This is a genomic window from Stutzerimonas balearica DSM 6083, assembly GCF_000818015.1.
GTDB lineage: Bacteria > Pseudomonadota > Gammaproteobacteria > Pseudomonadales > Pseudomonadaceae > Stutzerimonas > Stutzerimonas balearica.
The window spans coordinates 3,891,749-3,910,474 of sequence record NZ_CP007511.1 but is presented as its reverse complement, the minus strand read 5'-3'; the positions used below and the strand labels follow the sequence as shown (position 1 = coordinate 3,910,474).

Annotated in this window: 16 protein-coding genes; 15 read left to right on the top strand and 1 reads right to left on the bottom strand. The window is 62.6% G+C overall.

The annotated features are described in order from the left end of the window. Positions 1-146: 146 nt before the first annotated feature. From glnE to CL52_RS21555, 15 genes are all read left to right on the top strand, one after another. Positions 147-3,092 carry a bifunctional [glutamate--ammonia ligase]-adenylyl-L-tyrosine phosphorylase/[glutamate--ammonia-ligase] adenylyltransferase gene (glnE, locus tag CL52_RS18205; protein ID WP_043222255.1) on the top strand — a complete coding sequence of 982 codons (2,946 nt, stop codon included), beginning with the start codon at positions 147-149 and terminating at the stop codon, positions 3,090-3,092. Positions 3,093-3,142: 50 nt separating this feature from the next. Then, positions 3,143-4,066 (top strand): branched-chain-amino-acid transaminase, encoded by a 924-nt coding sequence (gene ilvE, locus CL52_RS18200; RefSeq protein ID WP_043222252.1) that lies wholly within the window; start codon positions 3,143-3,145, stop codon positions 4,064-4,066. Between the two features lie 84 nt (positions 4,067-4,150). Next, on the top strand, positions 4,151-5,185 hold the full coding sequence (gene waaF / locus CL52_RS18195; RefSeq protein ID WP_043222250.1) for a lipopolysaccharide heptosyltransferase II: 1,035 nt from the start codon (positions 4,151-4,153) through the stop codon (positions 5,183-5,185). After that, positions 5,186-6,184, top strand: a complete 999-nt coding sequence (gene waaC / locus CL52_RS18190; RefSeq protein ID WP_041108216.1) for a lipopolysaccharide heptosyltransferase I — start codon at positions 5,186-5,188, stop codon at positions 6,182-6,184. It abuts the gene before it with no gap. Further along, entirely contained in the window at positions 6,184-7,305 is a 1,122-nt protein-coding gene (locus CL52_RS18185) for a glycosyltransferase family 4 protein (RefSeq protein WP_043222249.1), read from the top strand. The genes waaC and CL52_RS18185 overlap by 1 nt, the downstream gene beginning before the upstream one ends. A 130-nt stretch (positions 7,306-7,435) precedes the next feature. Next, entirely contained in the window at positions 7,436-8,242 is an 807-nt protein-coding gene (gene rfaP, locus CL52_RS18180) for a lipopolysaccharide core heptose(I) kinase RfaP (RefSeq protein WP_043222247.1), read from the top strand. Next, a complete protein-coding gene (locus CL52_RS18175) occupies positions 8,242-8,976 on the top strand; it encodes a lipopolysaccharide kinase InaA family protein (RefSeq protein ID WP_043222245.1) in 735 nt (244 codons plus the stop codon). Before rfaP ends, CL52_RS18175 begins: the two co-directional genes overlap by 1 nt. Before the next feature lies 1 nt (position 8,977). Further along, positions 8,978-9,721 carry a lipopolysaccharide kinase InaA family protein gene (locus tag CL52_RS18170; RefSeq protein WP_043222243.1) on the top strand — a complete coding sequence of 248 codons (744 nt, stop codon included), beginning with the start codon at positions 8,978-8,980 and terminating at the stop codon, positions 9,719-9,721. Then, on the top strand, positions 9,718-11,142 hold the full coding sequence (locus CL52_RS18165; protein WP_043222241.1) for a lipopolysaccharide kinase InaA family protein: 1,425 nt from the start codon (positions 9,718-9,720) through the stop codon (positions 11,140-11,142). The genes CL52_RS18170 and CL52_RS18165 overlap by 4 nt, the downstream gene beginning before the upstream one ends. 170 nt (positions 11,143-11,312) lie before the next feature. Further along, positions 11,313-13,067 (top strand): carbamoyltransferase family protein, encoded by a 1,755-nt coding sequence (locus tag CL52_RS18160; RefSeq protein ID WP_043222237.1) that lies wholly within the window; start codon positions 11,313-11,315, stop codon positions 13,065-13,067. Then, positions 13,054-13,971: a glycosyltransferase family 2 protein gene (locus CL52_RS18155; RefSeq protein ID WP_043222235.1), complete on the top strand. Its 918-nt coding sequence runs from the start codon at positions 13,054-13,056 to the stop codon at positions 13,969-13,971. Before CL52_RS18160 ends, CL52_RS18155 begins: the two co-directional genes overlap by 14 nt. Before the next feature lie 2 nt (positions 13,972-13,973). After that, positions 13,974-15,221 carry a hypothetical protein gene (locus CL52_RS18150; protein WP_235366378.1) on the top strand — a complete coding sequence of 416 codons (1,248 nt, stop codon included), beginning with the start codon at positions 13,974-13,976 and terminating at the stop codon, positions 15,219-15,221. Positions 15,222-15,225: 4 nt separating this feature from the next. Continuing rightward, entirely contained in the window at positions 15,226-16,338 is a 1,113-nt protein-coding gene (locus tag CL52_RS18145) for a capsular polysaccharide export protein, LipB/KpsS family (protein WP_043222232.1), read from the top strand. Further along, positions 16,335-17,528, top strand: coding sequence for an O-antigen ligase family protein (locus tag CL52_RS18140; protein ID WP_043222230.1), 1,194 nt, complete (start codon positions 16,335-16,337; stop codon positions 17,526-17,528). The genes CL52_RS18145 and CL52_RS18140 overlap by 4 nt, the downstream gene beginning before the upstream one ends. 17 nt (positions 17,529-17,545) lie before the next feature. Next, complete coding sequence (locus tag CL52_RS21555) at positions 17,546-18,097, top strand: LbetaH domain-containing protein (RefSeq protein ID WP_235366377.1); 552 nt, start codon at positions 17,546-17,548, stop codon at positions 18,095-18,097. Positions 18,098-18,116: 19 nt separating this feature from the next. On the opposite strand, the gene CL52_RS18130 is transcribed toward CL52_RS21555, so the two are convergent. After that, complete coding sequence (locus tag CL52_RS18130; RefSeq protein WP_043222226.1) at positions 18,117-18,716, bottom strand: phosphotransferase; 600 nt, start codon at positions 18,714-18,716, stop codon at positions 18,117-18,119. Between the last annotated feature and the right edge of the window lie 10 nt (positions 18,717-18,726).

Genomic DNA, 18,726 nt, shown 5'->3' with positions numbered 1-18,726 from the left:
ACAAAACGCCGCCCGTGTTCAGCCCCCTCAGGGATTCTTTAGTAGCAAAACTACAACCGCAGCGACGCCGCCGGCCCTGGCTCAGGCGCTTGCGAGGCTCTGGCCCGCGCTGTTGGCTTTTCCCGCCCGGAGAAAGGAAGTACCCCATGAGCCTGCCTTCGCTGATCGCCGTTCCTGCTGCGCTCCAGTCCTTTGTCCGTCGTGCCGAGGAGTCGTTCCTCGCGGCGGCCGGCGCCCTCGATGACCTGCAGGCGCCGCCCTTCGAGAGCTGGCCGCAGGCCCGTCGCGAGGCCTTCGCCCGGGCATGCGCTGCCAGCGATTTCGTCAGCCAACAGGTTAGCCGAGAACCGCGGCAGCTGCTGCAGCTGGTCGCCGACGGTCTGCTCGAGCGCCCACTCGGCAAGGACGAAATGCGCACGCTGCTCGAAACGGAGCTCGCCGGGTGCGAGAGCGAGGAGTCGCTGGCGGTCGCGCTGCGCCGTTTCCGCAACCGCCATCAGGTGCGCATCATCTGGCGCGACCTCAACCGCCTGGCCGATCTGGCGGAAACCTGCCGCGACCTCTCGGCCATGGCCGATGCCTGCATCGACCTGGCCTATCGCTGGCTCTACGAGCGCCACTGCCAGCAGTTCGGCGTGCCCACTGGCGCACGCTCCGGCGAGCCGCAGCACATGGTGATTCTCGGCATGGGCAAGCTCGGTGCCTGCGAGCTGAACCTCTCTTCGGACATCGACCTGATCTTCGGCTACCCGGAAGGGGGCGAGACGGTTGGTGCCAAGCGCTCGCTGGACAACCAGGAATTCTTCGTGCGCCTGGGGCAGAAGCTGATCAAGGCGCTGGATGCCATCACCGTCGACGGCTTCGTCTTTCGCGTCGACATGCGGTTGCGCCCCTACGGTTCCTCCGGCGCGTTGGTGCTGAGCTTCAATGCACTGGAGCAGTACTACCAGGATCAGGGGCGCGACTGGGAGCGCTACGCGATGATCAAGGCGCGCGTGGTCGGCGGTGACCAGCAGGCCGGTCGCGAACTGCTGGAGATGTTGCGGCCCTTCGTCTATCGCCGGTACCTGGACTTTTCCGCGATCGAAGCGCTGCGCAGCATGAAGCAACTGATCCAGCAGGAAGTGCGGCGCAAGGGCATGGCGGCGAACATCAAGCTTGGCGCTGGCGGCATCCGCGAAGTCGAATTCATCGCTCAGGCGTTCCAGCTGATCCATGGCGGGCGCGATCTCAGCCTGCAGGAACGTTCGCTGCTCAAGGTGCTGGCCACCCTGGCCGGGCAGGGCTACCTGCCCGCCGCGGCCGTGGACGAGCTGCGCGAGGGTTACTGCTTCCTGCGTTACGTCGAACATGCGTTGCAGGCGATCGCCGACCGGCAGACGCAGATGCTGCCCGACAACCAGACCGACTGCGATCGTCTGGCCTTCATGCTCGGCTTCGAGCACTGGGATGCCTTCCACGAACGTTTGCTGCACTGGCGCGGACGCATCGACTGGCATTTCCGCCAGGTCATCGCCGATCCGAACGAGGACGAGGAGAGCGAAGGCGACGTACTGGCCGTCGACGAATGGATGCCGCTCTGGCAGCAGGAGTGGGACGAGGAGTACGCCTGCCGGCAGCTCGGCGAGGCGGGCTTTCGCGATGGCGCCCTGGCCTGCCAGCGCCTGGTCGCGCTGCGCCATGGCAGCCAGGTGCGCACCATGCAGCGGCTGGGACGTGAGCGTCTGGATGCCTTCATTCCACGGCTGCTGGCTCAGGCAGTCGAACAGGATGACCCGGATCTGGTACTCGAACGCGTCCTGCCGCTGGTCGAGGCGGTGGCCCGCCGCTCGGCCTATCTGGTGCTGTTGACGGAAAATCCCGGCGCGCTGCAGCGCCTGCTCGAGCTTTGCGCCGCGAGCCCCTGGGTTGCCGAACAGATTACCCGTTTCCCGCTGCTGCTCGACGAGCTGCTCAATGCCGGACGCCTCTACAACCCGCCGCAGGCGCCGGAGCTGGTGGCCGAGCTGCGCGAACGGCTGATGCGCATCCCCGAAGAAGATCTCGAGCAGCAGATGGAGGCGCTGCGGCATTTCAAGCTGGCGCACCGCCTGCGCGTCGCTGCCTCGGAAATTGCCGGCACGCTGCCGTTGATGAAGGTCAGCGATTATCTGACCTGGCTGGCCGAGGCGATCCTCAACGAGGTGCTGACCCTGGCCTGGCGCCACATGGTGGCGCGCCATGGGCAGCCGCGGCGCAGCGACGGCTCGCCCTGCGATCCGGCATTCGTCATCGTGGGTTATGGCAAGGTCGGCGGTATCGAACTCGGCCACGGCTCGGATCTTGACCTGGTGTTCATCCATGACGGCGATCCCACCGCCGAAACCGATGGCACCAAGCCCATCGACGGCGCGCAGTTCTACACCCGCCTAGGCCAGCGCATCATCCACCTGCTCACCACTCAGACCACCTCCGGCCAGCTCTACGAGGTGGACATGCGCCTGCGACCGTCCGGTGCCTCGGGGTTGCTGGTCAGCTCGCTCGGCGCTTTCGAGCGCTACCAGCAGCAGGAGGCCTGGACCTGGGAACATCAGGCGCTGGTCCGCGCCCGCGTGCTGGTCGGCTGCGAGCGCCTGCGCAACGACTTCGAGCGCGTGCGGGCGGCGGTGCTCGGGCGGCCTCGCGATCTGGACATGCTGCGCCAGGAGGTCAGCGAGATGCGCGCGAAGATGCGCGACAGCCTCGGTACCTCGGCTACGCTCGGGGGCACCAGCGAGTCTGCCTTCGAGGCGGCCTCGCCGTTCAATCTCAAGCAGGACGCCGGTGGTATCGTCGATATCGAATTTATGGTGCAATACGCGGCTTTGGCGTGGTCGCATGAGCATCCTGAGCTGCTGCGCTACACCGATAACATCCGCATTCTCGATGGGTTGGAGCAGGCCGGGTTGATGACCGGCGATGAGGTCCGGCTGCTGCAGGACGCCTACAAGGCCTACCGCGCGGCGGCGCACCGACAGTCACTGCAGAAGCTGCCCGGAGTGGTGAGTGGGGATCAATTCCACGACGAGCGCCGCGCCGTCACGCGCATCTGGCGCGAACTGGGGCTCGGCTGAGCCCTCGTCGGGCAACCTGCAAGTATCGAATTCTGAAGGAGTTGGCAACCATGTCCATGGCCGATCGTGATGGCGTGATCTGGTACGACGGCGAGCTGGTGCAGTGGCGCGATGCGACCACCCACGTGCTCACCCACACCCTGCACTACGGCATGGGCGTGTTCGAGGGCGTGCGGGCCTACAACACGCCGGCCGGCACGGCGATCTTCCGCCTGCAGGCGCACACCGACCGCCTGTTCGACTCCGCTCACATCATGAACATGAAGATCCCGTACAGCCGTGACGAGATCAACGAAGCGACCCGCGCTGCGGTGCGCGAGAACAACCTGGAAAGCGCCTACATCCGCCCGATGGTGTTCTACGGAAGCGAAGGCATGGGCCTGCGCGCCAGCGGCCTGAAAGTGCACGTGATCGTCGCCGCCTGGCACTGGGGTGCGTACATGGGCGACGAGGCGCTGGAGCTGGGCATCAAGGTGCGCACCAGCTCCTTCACCCGTCACCACGTCAACATCACCATGACGCGCGCCAAATCCAACGGTGCCTACATCAACTCGATGCTGGCCCTGCAGGAAGCGATTTCCGGCGGCGCCGACGAGGCGCTGATGCTGGACCCCGAAGGCTACGTGGCCGAGGGTTCTGGCGAGAACATCTTCATCATCAAGGATGGCGTGATCTACACCCCGGAAGTCACCGCCTGCCTGAACGGCATCACCCGCGGTACCGTGCTGACCCTGGCCGCCGAACACGGCCTGAAGGTGGTCGAAAAGCGCATCACCCGCGACGAGGTGTACATCGCCGACGAAGCCTTCTTCACCGGTACCGCTGCCGAAGTCACGCCGATTCGCGAAGTCGATGGCCGCCAGATCGGTGCCGGCCGCCGTGGCCCGATCACCGAGACCCTGCAGAAGGCCTACTTCGACCTGGTCACCGGCAAGACCGCCACGCATGCCGAATGGCGGACGCTGGTCAAGTAAGCGGCGAGCGCCAGGCGGCAGGCCGAGCAGCCAGTGGCTGCGTTTCGGCTTGCGGCCCGACGCCAGAGGCCTGAAGCTGCCCCTATGAACATCCTGATCATCGGCCCCAGTTGGGTGGGCGACATGGTGATGGCGCAGACGCTGTTCATCTGCCTCAAGCACCAGCACCCGTCCTGCAACATCGATGTCCTGGCCCCGGAGTGGAGTCGGCCGATTCTTGAGCGCATGCCCGAGGTCCGCCAGGCGCTGAGCTTTCCGGTCGGCCACGGCGTGCTCGATCTGGCGACCCGTCGCCGGGTCGCCCAGGGTCTGCGCGGTCAGTACCAGCAGGCCATCCTGCTGCCCAACTCGCTGAAGTCGGCCCTGGTGCCGTTCCTGGCGGGCATTCCCAAGCGCACCGGCTGGAAAGGCGAGATGCGCTACGGCCTGCTGAATGACCTGCGCAAGCTGGACAAGGCGCGTTATCCGCTGATGATCGAGCGCTTCATGGCGCTGGCCTTCGAGCCGGATGCGGCCTTGCCGCAACCCTATCCGCACCCGCAGTTGCGAATCGAGACGCACAGCCGCGATCAGGCATTGGCCCGGTTCGGCCTGAGCCTCGATCGGCCGGTGCTGGCGTTGTGCCCGGGGGCCGAGTTCGGCGAGTCCAAGCGTTGGCCGGCGGCGCACTTCGCCGAGGTGGCCGAACGCAAGATTCGCGAGGGCTGGCAGGTCTGGCTGTTCGGCTCGAAAAATGATCATCTGGTAGGCCAGGACATCGTTCAGCGACTGATTCCGGGGCTGCGCGAAGAAGTGGTCAACCTGGCCGGCGAGACTTCGCTGGCCGAGGCGATCGATCTCCTGTCGTGCGCTGACGCGGTGGTATCGAACGACTCCGGGCTGATGCATGTCTCCGCTGCTCTGGGGCGGCCGCTCGTCGCGGTGTACGGTTCGACTTCGCCGGCCTTCACGCCGCCGCTGTCCGATCGCGTCGAAACGGTACGGCTGGGGCTCGAATGCAGCCCGTGCTTCGATCGCACCTGTCGTTTCGGTCACAACAATTGCATGCGCGAACTGCTGCCCGAGCAGGTGGTCGAGGCGCTCGAGCGCCTCGTGCCGCAGCCGGTCGAGGTGCGCTAGGTGCGGGTGTTGCTGATCAAGACTTCGTCGCTCGGCGATGTCATCCATACCTTGCCGGCGTTGACCGATGCGCAGCGGGCGCTGCCCGGCATCCGCTTCGATTGGGTGGTGGAGGAGGGCTTCGCCGAGATTCCGGCCTGGCATCCGGCGGTGGCGCAGGTGATCCCGGTGGCCATCCGCCGCTGGCGCAAGCACCCGCTGCAGACCTGGCGCTCCGGCGAATTCCGACGCTTCAAGGCGCGCCTGCGCGAGACGCACTACGACCTGGTAATCGATGCCCAGGGCCTGTTGAAGAGCGCCTGGTTGACCCGTTACGTGAAGGCGCCGGTGGCCGGGCTGGATCGTGATTCGGCGCGTGAGCCGTTGGCCACGCGGTTCTACGACCGCGCTTATGCGGTGCCGCGCGAGCAACATGCACTGGAGCGCGTGCGCCAGCTGTTTGCCCAGGCGCTTGGATATCCGCTGCCGGTCGGTACCGGCGACTATGGGCTGGAGCGCTCGCGCCTGGCCAGCGGCAGCGAAGAGCCCTATCTGCTGTTCCTGCACGGCACTACCTGGCCAAGCAAGCACTGGCCGGAGGCCAACTGGCGCGAACTGGCCGAGCGCATGTGCGCGTTTGGCTGGGCGATCCGTCTGCCGTGGGGCAATGCGGAGGAGAAAGCTCGTGCCGAACGCATCGCCAGCGGCCTGCCGCAGGTGGCGGTGCTGCCGAAGCTGAACCTGGCCGGCGTGGCTGGCGTGATTGCCGGCGCGCGCGCCTGCGTGGCGGTGGACACCGGCCTCGGTCACCTGGCTGCGGCGCTGGATGTGCCCTGCATTTCGCTCTATGGCCCGACACGGCCTGGCCGCGTCGGTGCCTACGGCCGCTCGCAGGTCCACCTCTGTGCCGGTGGGCCGAATGCCGGTAGCGGCGATCGCCACAAGCCCTGTTTCGATGATCTGCCCGCCGAGCGCGTGGCCGCCGAACTCAAAGCCCTGCTGCGGGCGGAGCCCGTCTGATGCAACTGGCCTTCATCCTGTACAAATACTTTCCCTTCGGTGGGCTGCAGCGCGACTTCATGCGCATCGCGCTGGAGTGCCAGCGGCGCGGCCATGCCATTCGCGTCTACACGATGATCTGGGAGGGCGAGGTGCCGGCCGGCTTCGAGGTGCTGGTGGCGCCGGTCAAGGCGCTGTTCAACCACACGCGTAACGAGCGCTTCACCGCCTGGCTCGAGCGCGACCTGGCGGCGCGCCCGGTCGACCGCGTGGTGGGCTTCAACAAGATGCCCGGGCTGGACGTGTACTACGCGGCAGACCCCTGCTTCGAGGACAAGGCGCAAACGCTGCGCAACCCGCTCTATCGGCGCTGGGGCCGCTACAAGCACTTTGCCGAGTACGAGCGAGCGGTGTTCGCTCCGGAGGCGAAGACCGAGATCCTGATGATCTCCGAGGTGCAGCAGCCACTGTTCGTCAAGCATTACGGCACGCCGGCCAGGCGTTTTCACCTGTTGCCGCCCGGCATTGCGCAGGACCGTCGGGCGCCGGCGAACGCCGATGAAGTGCGCCGCGAGTTCCGCGAAGAGTTCGACCTGAACGAAGACGATCTGCTGCTCGTGCAGATCGGTTCAGGCTTCAAGACCAAGGGCGTCGACCGCAGCCTGAAGGCCGTCGCGGCGCTACCCCGCGAGCTGAAGAAGCGCACCCGGTTGTTTGTCATCGGCCAGGATGATCCCAAGCCGTTCCAGCTGCAGGCCAAGGCGCTGGGCATTTCCGACCAGGTCGCCTTTCTCAAGGGGCGCAGCGACGTGCCGCGTTTTCTGCTCGGCGCCGACCTGCTGATCCACCCGGCCTACAACGAGAACACCGGCACGGTGCTGCTCGAGGCGCTGGTCGCCGGGTTGCCGGTGCTGGTTACCGATGTCTGCGGCTACGCGCACTACATTGCCGAGGCCGATTGCGGGCGCGTCGTACCGAGCCCCTTCACCCAGGGTGCGTTGGACCGCGCGCTGGCCGAGATGCTTGCTGACCCGGCGCAGCGGGCGACCTGGAGCCGCAACGGGCTGGCCTTCGCCGACACCGCCGATCTGTACTCCATGCCGCAGAGAGCGGCCGACGTGATTCTCGGGGAAGCGGCATGAGCCGGGTTCGAGCTCTACTGTGCCGGGTGGGAAGCGGCGTGGTCATGTCCAGCCGCACGCGTGGCCGCCATCACCGCTGCAAAGGCACGGCGGATGTCCGCCGTCCGCAGGCGCCGTCTCGGGGCAGGTCATGCAACTGATCCTCTCTGAACCCTTCAAGTCGCTCTGGCAGGGACGTGATGCCTTTGCCGAGGTGGAGACGCTTCAGGGCCAGGTCTATCGCGAGCTGGAAGGGCGGCGCACGCTGCGTACCGAGGTCGACGGGCGTGGCTACTTCGTCAAGATCCACCGTGGCATTGGCTGGGGTGAAATCGCCAAGAACCTGTTCAGTGCCAAGGCACCGGTACTCGGTGCCGGGCAGGAATGGCGCGCCATCGAGCGGCTGAAACAGGCAGGCATCCCGACGATGACGGCCGTTGCCTATGGTGAGCGTGGCGCCAACCCGGCGACCCAGCACTCGTTCATCATTACCGAGGAATTGGCGCCGACCATCAGTCTCGAGGACTACAGCCTCGGCTGGGGCGAGACGCCGCCAGCGCCGCCGCTCAAGCGCGCGTTGATCCACCGTGTCGCCGAGATGGTCGGTGGCATGCATCGCGCCGGGGTCAATCACCGCGACTGCTACATCTGCCACTTCCTGCTGCACACCGATCGTGCGGTGACGCCCGAGGATTTCCGCCTCTCGGTGATCGATCTGCACCGCGCCCAGACCCGTCGTCGCACGCCGCGCCGCTGGCGCGACAAGGACCTGGCTGCCCTGTATTTTTCCGCGCTCGATGTCGGCCTGACCCGTCGCGACAAGCTGCGCTTCCTGCGCGTCTACTTCCGGCAACCGCTGCGCCAGGTGCTTAGCGACGAAGCTGTGCTGCTTGGCTGGCTGGAGCGCAAGGCGGAGAAGCTCTATCGGCGCAAGCTGCGCTATGGAGACGCGCTCTGATGGCCGGCTGGACCCTGGCGCCGGCTTACGCCGAGCGCTCGGTGGAGTTCGGCAGCCTGGAGGCGGTCTTCGCCTTGCAAGGCGAGCGCCTGACCCGAGACCCGCTGTCGGAAGTGATCCGGATCGAGCGCGACGGCGTGCGCTACTACGTCAAGCGCTACGTCGGGGCGGGCAAGGGCGCGAGGCAATACCTGGGCCGGCCGCGGGTCAAGGCCGAGTGGCAGAACCTGCGGCTGTTCGAGCGCTGGGGCATTCCCACGGCCCCTCTCGTGGCCTATGGCCTGGAGCGTCGCGCGGGGCAGTTCGTGCGCGGCGCGCTGATCACCCGCGAGATCCTGCACTCCGAAGATCTTGCGCAGCTGGCGAGCGGCCGTGACCCGCGCCTGGCGGATCGGCACTGGGTACAGCGGGTGAGCCTGCAGCTGGCACAGGCGACCCGTACGATGCACAAGCACTGCTTTGCCCACAACGATCTGAAATGGCGCAATCTGCTGGTCAACCGGGACGCCGAGCTGTACTTCATCGACTGCCCGACCGGCGCGTTCTGGTGGGGGCCGTTCCTGCAGCGGCGCATCATCAAGGACCTCGCCTGCCTGGACAAGGTCGCCAAGTATCAGCTGAGCCGGACCCAGCGCCTGCGTTTCTACCTGCAATATCGCCGACGCGCGCGCCTGGGCGCGGCGGACAAGCGGCGCATCCGGCAGATTCTCCAGTACTTCCAAGGGCGCGAATGACGTGAAGGACTACATCGCAGCGGGTGACGCCGCCCTGCTCGAACGCAACGGACTGGCCGGTTTCGATGCATTGTGGAGCCTGCAGCTGCAGGCCGTGGACGAGCCGAACGTAGAGCGTGGCGGCTGGAGCAGCGTGTTTCGCCTGGAGCTCGAGGGGACGGGGTTCTTCCTCAAGCGGCAGAGCAACCATTTGACGCGCACCCTGAGCCATCCCTTGGGGGAGCCCACCTTTGCCCGCGAATTTCGCAACATTCTGCGCTATCAGCGGCGCGGAATTCCGGCGCTGCAGGCCAGTTTCTACGGTGCTCGGCGGGTCGGCGCGGAACGCCGTGCGGTGCTGCTGACCCGCGCGCTGGACGGCTGGAACGACCTGGACAGCTGGCTGGCTCGCTGGCAGAGCCTGGCCGAGGCGGAGCGCCTGGCGATCACCGAGGCCGTAGGCGGTCTGGCGCGCCAACTGCACGAGGCCGGGCAGATGCACGGCTGCTTCTACCCCAAACACATCTTCCTGCGCCCGGCTGCCGATCGGTGGCAGGCTTGCCTCATCGATCTGGAAAAAACCCGTCCGCTCCTGTTCGGTCGTCGCGATCGCATCAAGGATCTCGAACCGCTGTTCCGGCGTGCCAACCCCTGGCACGAGGCTGAGGTGCGGCAGGTATTGAGCGCCTATCTGGGCTCTGAGTCACTCGTCGCCAGCTGGCTGGCGCAGCTGATTGAACGGCGGCGCGACAAGGAGCGGCGATGAACCTGTCGCAGCTCGCCGATGCCGGGCGCTGCCCGACGCTGCCCTGCCGTATCGAACTGGCGGACGGCGACGCGCTGACCATCGAGGCCTGGCTGCGCACCTTGCCCGGTCAACGCTATGTCGGGCGCGCACGCTGGAACGACCGGCAGGTGCTTGCCAAGCTCATGGTTGGCGACAAGGCGCGGCGGCACTTCGAGCGGGAGCGTGACGGTGCGCGGCTGCTTGTCGGGCAGGGCCTGCCGACGCCGCGCGTACTCGCCGAGGGTTGGCAGGAGGAAGAGGGCGGCTGGCTGCTGTTCGAATACCTGGAAAATGCTTGCAGCCTCTGGGACGCCTGGCGTGAAGTCGAGCGCGAGGTGCCGCTTTGCCCGGCACAGCAAGCGATACTCGCCGAAGCGCTGACCCTGATCGGCCGAATGCATGCCTGCGGGCTCTGGCAGAGTGATCTGCACCTGGACAACCTGTTGCGCCAGCATGATCGCCTATTCATCGTCGACGGCGGCGGCGTGCGGGCCGAGACGCCTGGCCGGCCGCTGTCCGCGGGCCAGGCCCTGCAGAACCTGGGCGTATTCTTCGCCCAGCTGCCGGCCGAGCTGGAACCCTTCATCGAGAGCCTGCTGGCCCATTACCTGCTCGCCAATGCCGAGCATGCGCTGTCGCTCGATGCGTTGCTCGACCAGGTGCATGAGGTACGCCGCTGGCGGGTGCGCGATTACATGAAAAAGCTCGCGCGCGATTGCTCGCTGTTCAAGGCGGAGATCGGTCCCTTTGGCGCTCAGGTGGTGCGCCGCGACGAGGCCTCTGGTCTGGCGGAACTCCTGGCCGACCCGGACCGCTTCATTGCGCAGGGGCAGATCTTCAAGACCGGCGGTGCGGCCACGGTGGCGCGAGTGGCGCTGGCCGGCCGGCCGCTGCTGATCAAGCGCTACAACATCAAGAACCCGCTGCACTGGCTCAAGCGCTTCTGGCGCCCCAGTCGCGCCTGGCACAGCTGGCTGCAGGGCAATCGGCTGGACCTGCTCGGCATTGCCACGCCCCGCCTGCTGGCTGTCAAGGAGCAGCGCTGGCTGTGGGCGCGCGGGCCGGCCTGGCTCGTGACCGAGCTGCTCGAGGGCGAGGATCTCATCGCGCGCTGGCGGCCCTATGTCGAGGATCACCCGCCGGAAGCAGAGCTGCGTGCCCTGGAACGCCTGCTGCTGGCGCTGATCCGGGAACAGGTCAGCCATGGTGATCTGAAGGGGCACAACCTGTTCTGGGAAGACGGGCGCTGGGCGCTGATCGACCTCGATGCGGTACAGCAACACCACAGCCGCGCCGGCTTCGCCCGCGCTTTCGCCCGGGATCGGGCGCGGCTGCTGCGCAACTGGCCCGTCGAGTCGAAGCTGTATCGCCTGCTCGATCAGCGCTTGCCGCGGCTTTGACGATCCTCTGCCCATCGGGGTGGATCGCTTTGGCGCAGTTACGTTCGTCGTGATGTCTCGCGGCTGCCGGTGCCGTTATAATTCGCCACTTTCTTTGCGGTCGCTGAGTCGGCTGCGTCCGATCTGTTTCGCGACAGCCTTTGGCTGTCGCACGTAAAAGAGGCTATACCGTGGCACTGACGATTCTCGGTTTGTCCGGCGCTCTCAGTCATGACCCTTCCGCTGCGCTCTATATCGACGGCAAGCTCATAGCCGCGGTCGAAGAGGAGCGCTTCGTGCGTGACAAGCATGCCAAGAACCGCATGCCCTACGAGTCGGCCAAGTTCTGCCTGGAGCAGGCGGGCATCAAACCGGGCGACGTCGATGTCGTCGCGATTCCGTTTGCGCCCATCAGCATCTTCGAGAAGGCCCGCTGGCACTACGCCAAGCGTTATTGGTACGCGCCGGACCGCGCGCTAGACGCGATTCTCATGGGCAACCGCCGCTACCATCGCTACAAGAAGCGCATCCAGTGGTGCCTGCAGCAGCTCGGTTTCGATCTGAAGAAGGTCCGTATCGAGCCCGTCGAGCACCATCTGGCCCATGCCTCCAGCGCCTACCACTGCTCCGGCTTCAGCGAGAAGACCGCGATCATGGGTATCGACGGCAAGGGCGAGTACGCCACCACCTTCTTCGGCTGGGGCGAGAACGGCAGAATCCACAAGATCAAGGAATTCTACGACCCGGATTCGCTGGGCGGGCTGTACGGCGCGATCACCGAATACCTCGGCTTCGAGATGCTCGACGGCGAGTTCAAGGTGATGGGCATGGCGCCCTACGGCGATGCCGCCAAGTACGATTTCTCGCGCCTGGCCAAGTTCGAGAATGGCGAGCTGGTGATCAACACCGACTACGCCAACGTCATTGGCTTCCGCCGCTATAAAGAGAAGGGCAAGGGCTACTACTTCTCGCCCAAGCTGATCGAGTGGCTCGGCCCGAAGCGCGAGGGCGACATCGCCGACGACCCCTACATTCACTACGCCGCCAGCATGCAGGCGCTGTTCGAGAAGCTGGCGCTGGAGATGATGGACTACTACCTGGGTGACATCATCCGTGAAACCGGCAAGATCGCCTTCGCCGGTGGCTGCGCGCTGAACGTCAAGCTGAACCAGAAGATCATCGCGCGCGATGAGGTCAAGGAGCTGTTCGTTCAGCCGGCTTCCGGCGACGCCGGCACCGCAGTAGGCGCTGCGGCCTATGTCTCCGTCGCGCGCGGCGTGCCGGTGGAAAAGATGGAGCACGTCTACCTCGGGCCGTCCTACTCCAACGAGGACGTCATTGCAGCCTGCGCGCGCCACCCCAACAAGCCGGTGTGGAAGAAGATCGACGACACCCCTGCGCGCATCGCCAGGATCATGGTCGATGGCAATCCGGTTGCCTGGTTCCAGGGCCGTATGGAGTTCGGCCCTCGCGCGCTTGGCGGCCGTTCGATCATCGGCTGCCCGAGCGTGCCGGGCGTGGCCGACCGCATCAACGAGCAGATCAAGTTCCGCGAGCGCTGGAGACCCTTCTGCCCGTCGATGCTCGACACCGTGGCGCCGCAGATGCTCAAGGTCGACCACCCGAGCCCCTTCATGACCTTCACTTTCGAGGTCAATGAAGAGTGGAAAAATCGTGTTGGCGAGGTGGTCCACGAGGACGGCACCTCCCGCGCCCAGGTGCTGGAGCGCCGCCACAACCCGCGCTGGTACGACCTGATGCTGGAACTGGAAAAGCTCACCGGCAATGGAGTCTCGCTCAACACGTCGCTCAACCGCCGCGGCGAGCCGATGATCTGCTCGCCGACCGATGCGCTGAACATGTTCTATGGCTCCGACCTGCAGTACCTGATCATGGAGGATGTGCTGGTCGTGAAGGATGGGATGGATTGGTATGAGCACGCCTGACTTGTTGATCAGCGTGGTCATACCGGCCTACAACTACGCGAAGACCCTGCCGCGCGCAGTCGAGTCGGTAATAAGTCAGCTAAGCGAAGACAGCGAGCTGTTGGTGATTGATGACGGCTCTACCGATGAAACACCTGCTGTGCTTGCCGAGCTACAGGGCCGATACCCAGGACGCTTTCGCGCGATCCGCAAGCCTAACGGAGGTCTTTCCTCCGTGCGTAATCGCGGCATTTCAGAGGCCGCCGGGACCTATCTGGTATTTCTGGACGCTGACGACGAGTTGGCGCCGGACGCCATGAGGCTGCTGAGCGAGCATCTCAAGCAATATCCGAATACACGCATGGTGATCGGCGGCCATTGGGCGGTATGGCCCGACGGAAAGCGCCGCAAGCATTTGCCAGCGTCGCTACCGGAAAATCGTCTGGAGCGGTTGCGAGGGTATTTGTTGGACAAGACCATCGGGCTCGCCAATGGCGCGTCCGCTATCCATCGCGAAGTATTCCGGCTCGGGACCTATCCCGAGAGTTTTCGTAACGCCGAGGACATTCCGGTCTTCAGCCAAGCGCTGGCAAACTTCGACTGCACGATTCTTGCCGCACCGATGGCATTGATCTACAAGCACGACGACAGCATGCGGCACGACATCAAGCAGGACTGTGCAGTTGGGCTTGCCGTCGTCGAGGAGGTATTCGACAAAGGGCGAGTGCCTGCGTCCATGGCATCGTTGCGTAGACCCTTCAAGGCTCAGCGCTGCCTCTCGCTGTTCCGCGGTCTGTTGAGCGCCGGGCGGTTTTCCGAAGCGCGCGACATGTATCGCCAGGCGATCGGCACTGACTGGCGGGTGATATTCAAGACGTCCTATACACGCAAAGCGCTACGGCTTTGGCTGAGCGGAAAGCGCTGAGCGTGAAAAGCTCCGTGGAGCTGACGTTGCGCCAACTGCGTGACTTCGTGCTGAACGAGCCGGTGCGTCGCGGAAAGGGGCGAGTGGCGGCCTGGCGGCTACGCTTCCGATTGGCAGGCAAGAGCCTGCTGGTTCTCTTGTTGTCACTTGGCCGCCGGGTCCCGGTAGCGTCATGCGATGTCCTGCTGATTCATCCTTCACGTAAGTCCTATGAGCAAGGTCGGAAAGCCGCCCTTCTGCAGGCGTTGAGGTCCAGCGGACTCCACGTCGAGGAGTTTATCGAAGAGTCAGATGATGTTCTGATTCGTGCCCGGCAATTCGCCAGGCCCGCCAAGTCAGTCCCGTTCCTGTTGTATTGGCACGCTGCGCACGCTGCGTTTCTGTTGCGACGTTATCGGGCCAAGGTGGTGCTGACCGAGCGAAACGGGTGGATAGTACCAAGCTTCATCAAGGCCTTACGCACCGAGGGTATGCGAGTGATGCATATGGCACATTCGGTGCCCTCCGGGCAGTCTAGTCGTTATGCCTATTTTGACTACGACTACTACCTGATGTTTGGCAGAAGTTCCTACGACTATCTTTCTTCGCTTGGCGAGGCTTTTGGTGAATGCTGCGCTGTCTTTGCGGGGCCGTACTATCTGACCGATCAAAAAAAAACCGTGTTAGTCGATAGAGGCAGTCAACGGACGCCACGTTTGCTGTTCCTCGGCTCGGGGCCCGATTACGAACCTACTGAGTCCTATCAGCAATATTGCAACTGGGTGTTGAGGTGGCTCGAGCAGCATCGAGATGCAGCGCTTTCGGTAAAGCTTCACCCTCGCGGACATGGCAAACCCTGGTTGGATTATGCAGCTCGTTCCGAGCGAATCACGATTCTGGGTACAGACGAGACGCTTGAGCAGTGCGCTGGGCGCTTCGATCTTGTGCTGTGCGGCTATACCAACGCCGTCCTGGATGTGGCTCGGGCCGGAGTGCCTTTTGTGCTGCTTGGGCAGGGCGAGGATTATTTTTCGGTTGCGCGATACGGGCTTCCCGTAAGCGTTGACGAGGCCCATTTGGCACCATGCGTCGAAAGCGTTCTTTCTCAGCCGGAAAAGGCGAGAGGGCGATTGTTCGAGTTCTTGAACTATCACATAGGCCATGCCGACAAGCCGCTTGATTCGCTAGTGCATAGCGTGCGACTGGCGGCAAATGGCTCGGAGCTGCCTGGTTTGCGTTTGTCTGCTCCGCCCCCGGATATCAATACTTAAATTTATGAAAGTTGTTTTTCTCGGCTTGGCTAAGCACCAGATTAAGTACTTTAGCGCCGTTCTTGAAAACTCCGATTTGTCTGGAAGGGTTGTCACGCCTTCGACATTGCCCTTCCCATCGATCTTCGATCTGCGTCGGGCGTTCTATCAGGTGGAGTGGAGTCGGCTAGTTCTCGAGAAGTGTGCCGAGCGGGCGAAGAAAGGGCGTTATCGCGGTGCTGTATATCGGCTTCTGCTTAGGTTGGAGTTGCTGGTAATGGCGCTCCGTTTCGGACGTCTATTGCGCAAGGAACGGCCTGACGCGGTGGCGGTGTGGAACGGCAGCCACCGCTATTGTGCGCTCTTCACGAGCATGTGCGAGGCGGGCGTGCTGAAACTGTATTTCGAGAATGGTCTACTTCCGGGCACCACAACCCTCGATCCACGTGGTGTGAATTATCGCAATTCTGTACCTAGAGATCCTGAGTTCTATCGAAGCTATGCAAGGCGACACCCCGATCGACTTCGCGGTGTCCAAGCGGTAACCCTGGTACCGCGGCAAGCAAAGCGTCAAAGCCAGTCTGTCGAGCTGCCGGGCAGTTATATCTTCATCCCGTTTCAAGACGACTGGGATACGCAGATCAGGCTGTTCTCGCCTTGGATAAGCGACATGCGCGAGCTGTTCTCCTTTGCCCAGTTGGTGGCGCAGCGCAGCGGAAGAGTGGTGGTTCTAAAGGAACATCCGTCGAGCCGTGTGAAATACCCTGACCTTGTCATGCGGGCTTCAGAAAAGGTCATCTTCGCCAACGGCAACTCGACGCAGGAGCTGATCGAAAATGCCGATTGCGTCGTTACGATCAATTCGACGGTAGGCCTTGAAAGCATTCTCTTGGCGAAACCCGTGCTGGTATTGGGGGAGGCTTTCTATGCGATCGACGGTATTGCGGCCAGTGCGCGAAGTGCCGAGGAAGGCCTCGCGTTGCTGGAAACGCTGCCGTCTTGGGGGGTAAGCGAGGAGCTGCGGCAGGCATTCATCAGCTATCTGCGTGATGAGTATTGCGTGCCGGGCCGTTGGCAAGACGGCGGGGCGGAGCACTTCGCGGCAGTAGCGAGGAGAATTGAGGCTCTAAAAGCATGACTCTATCTGCGTCGCTCCCTGCCCCCCTGCGGATGTTGATCGCGGTCGGGTTGTATTTGCAGCTCGCGGGAGTTTGCTTCATTCCCGACGGCAGTCGTTACGCCACTATCACGAACATAGCCTTATTTGCACCCGCGCTCATGGCAGTCGCGTTCTTCCGGCGATCATGGCCGCCTTTTAGTAGAAAGGCGTTTGTCCTGCTGGTCGCCCTGAGCGTTTGGGTGGCCTTCGTTGCCGTATTCAACGAGGGGAGCGTAGGCACGCCCTGGCGATGGCTGCGGTTGCTCTTTTACGTGGGGCTCTATGTACTTGCTATCGGCCTGGTCATGCAAAGCAGAAATCTCTGGCGGTTTCTGCTTATGGCAGTAGTCGTTACGGCGGGCATTTTTGCATGGCTCAGTCTGAACCAGGCGCTGCTCATCGACGATCGCGGGTTCGGCTTCAGGGCCTTCAGGCTGGATTCCTGGTCTGGTCATGAAATGGCAGATTTCGAAAATCCTATCGTGTCCGCCCTGTACTTCGGAGTGGTTGCGACTGTGGCTCTTTTTTTGTCACTGCGCGAGAAGGGTGGAACCAGGCTATTGTCCGTGGTTGCATTTATCGGTGCAGCGGCATATTGCTATTTCACCTATTCGCGGGGAGTCTGGCTTGGTCTCTTGGCTGCGGTTATGACTTTACTTGCAGTGTCGCTTTCCGCGCGACAGTTTCGCGTGTTGCTGTGTGTCGTTATTCCTCTGGCCGTTCTCGGGCTGTTTTTTCTTGCGAAAGCGGGTGGGATAGACGCAAGTTATAGAGACCAAATATTCTGGCAGTGGTGGTCGAAGATCGATAGCTTCTGGTTGTGGGGAGCTGGCGCCGGAGCCGATCCGAATATCTGCATCGAAGGAATTAAGCGCTGTTTCAACCAAGCCCACAGCCTTTATCTTCAGATATTCTACGAGTACGGATTTCCCGGCCTGGTATTGCTTCTTGGTTTGATGGCTGCTCTTCTGCTAGGCGGGTGGCGCTATCGTTCCGAGAAAAATTTCGCCTCGCTCGGCCTGGCGCTGATGGCGTTCGTTATCGTTGTTTCCGTTGCAAACTTTTATGTGATTTTTCTGCGCCCTGGAGTGTACTGGATTGTGTTTTGGCTGCCGGTGGCAATCCTCATGTGCGCAGGAGCGGGGCGCACGAGGTCCGAGGTTCAATGATGTCGATGTTGAATAGCATGAAGCGATACTGGTGCCTGGAAATCTTGGGCGGCGAACAAGAACAGTTTTCGTGGCGTCGTATCAGGCAAAAATGCAAAAGAAGCAATCGCTATGCTTATTTGTTCTGGTTTCGCGTCGCCTATGTGCTTCACGCAGAGGGTGGCCGTTTCTTGAAACGGCGCGCCAAGATGCTGAACGAGCGAATTAGCCGGAAGTACAACGTAGAGATCATGCTGGGTGCAGCGGTTGGTGAAGGCTTATGGATTGCCCATACCTCAGGTATCGTAATTAGCGCCTATTCTAAAATTGGTAGGAATTTCAAGGTTTGGCAAGGGTGTACAGTTGGAATAAAAGGTGGCGCGGGGGAGAAGTCGATAGTTATTGGGGATAATGTCAGTCTTTGCGTTAATTCATGTGTCATTGGCGATGTTATTTCCATTGCCGATAATGTGGTAATCGGCGCGATGACCTTGGTGAACAAGGATATTTCCTGCCCCGGCACCTACGTAAACAAGAGGGTTCTAGAGCGTTTCGGTTGTGATGCTGTGGTTGACCTGCCCGGCGCATGATCGGCTTCTTGTCTTTTCGCTAAGCGCTCCTATAAAGCTTGAGAAGCTGTTCAAAGGGGAACTGCTCAAGCTTTTTTCTTTTTAGATGATTGCGTAAGTGACAAAAGTTTCGTCTTGTGAGGCTTTCGTTTAGAGGTCTACGCTTCTTGTGCAAGTCAAGGACGTCGATCAGGCCAAATGAACCGTTCGGGAGCAGGATGATATTGCCGATGTGCAATGACCGGAAATAGATGCCTTTGCTATGCAGTCTTCTGATGAACGCGGCTAAATCAGGCAAGTGCTGATCGATTCGTTCCGGTTCGGCGCGAAAGAGGGTTTCTATCGAGACACCAGGCAGAGGTTGATATAGGCAGCCGCTTAGGCCTGCATGCTTGTCAAGCCAGAACGTTTCCAGAATTTCAGGAGCACTGAAGCCAGCGTCGTGAAGCACGGCAAGATTTCTGGCGAACCGCTGTGCCGAGGGGAAAAGGCGAGCCAGAAAAGGGTGTCGGCGAGTATGGAAGATCTTTAGAAAGCTTCCGTCTTCCAACGCCAGAACTTTGGGACCCCGCGCGTCCCTTTCGAGTACCTTGCCTTCCGCCAGCCAGTTTTCCAACTCCTGCGCTGTTACAATCCGCATCTTGTTCCTC

Coding starts and splice junctions, on each gene's coding strand:
- glnE (WP_043222255.1), top strand. CDS start 147: ATGAGCCTGCCTTCGCTGATCGCCGTTCCTGCTGCGCTCCAGTCCTTT.
- ilvE (WP_043222252.1), top strand. CDS start 3,143: ATGTCCATGGCCGATCGTGATGGCGTGATCTGGTACGACGGCGAGCTG.
- waaF (WP_043222250.1), top strand. CDS start 4,151: ATGAACATCCTGATCATCGGCCCCAGTTGGGTGGGCGACATGGTGATG.
- CL52_RS18185 (WP_043222249.1), top strand. CDS start 6,184: ATGCAACTGGCCTTCATCCTGTACAAATACTTTCCCTTCGGTGGGCTG.
- rfaP (WP_043222247.1), top strand. CDS start 7,436: ATGCAACTGATCCTCTCTGAACCCTTCAAGTCGCTCTGGCAGGGACGT.
- CL52_RS18175 (WP_043222245.1), top strand. CDS start 8,242: ATGGCCGGCTGGACCCTGGCGCCGGCTTACGCCGAGCGCTCGGTGGAG.
- CL52_RS18165 (WP_043222241.1), top strand. CDS start 9,718: ATGAACCTGTCGCAGCTCGCCGATGCCGGGCGCTGCCCGACGCTGCCC.
- CL52_RS18155 (WP_043222235.1), top strand. CDS start 13,054: ATGAGCACGCCTGACTTGTTGATCAGCGTGGTCATACCGGCCTACAAC.
- CL52_RS18145 (WP_043222232.1), top strand. CDS start 15,226: ATGAAAGTTGTTTTTCTCGGCTTGGCTAAGCACCAGATTAAGTACTTT.
- CL52_RS18140 (WP_043222230.1), top strand. CDS start 16,335: ATGACTCTATCTGCGTCGCTCCCTGCCCCCCTGCGGATGTTGATCGCG.
- CL52_RS21555 (WP_235366377.1), top strand. CDS start 17,546: ATGAAGCGATACTGGTGCCTGGAAATCTTGGGCGGCGAACAAGAACAG.
- CL52_RS18130 (WP_043222226.1), bottom strand. CDS start 18,716: ATGCGGATTGTAACAGCGCAGGAGTTGGAAAACTGGCTGGCGGAAGGC.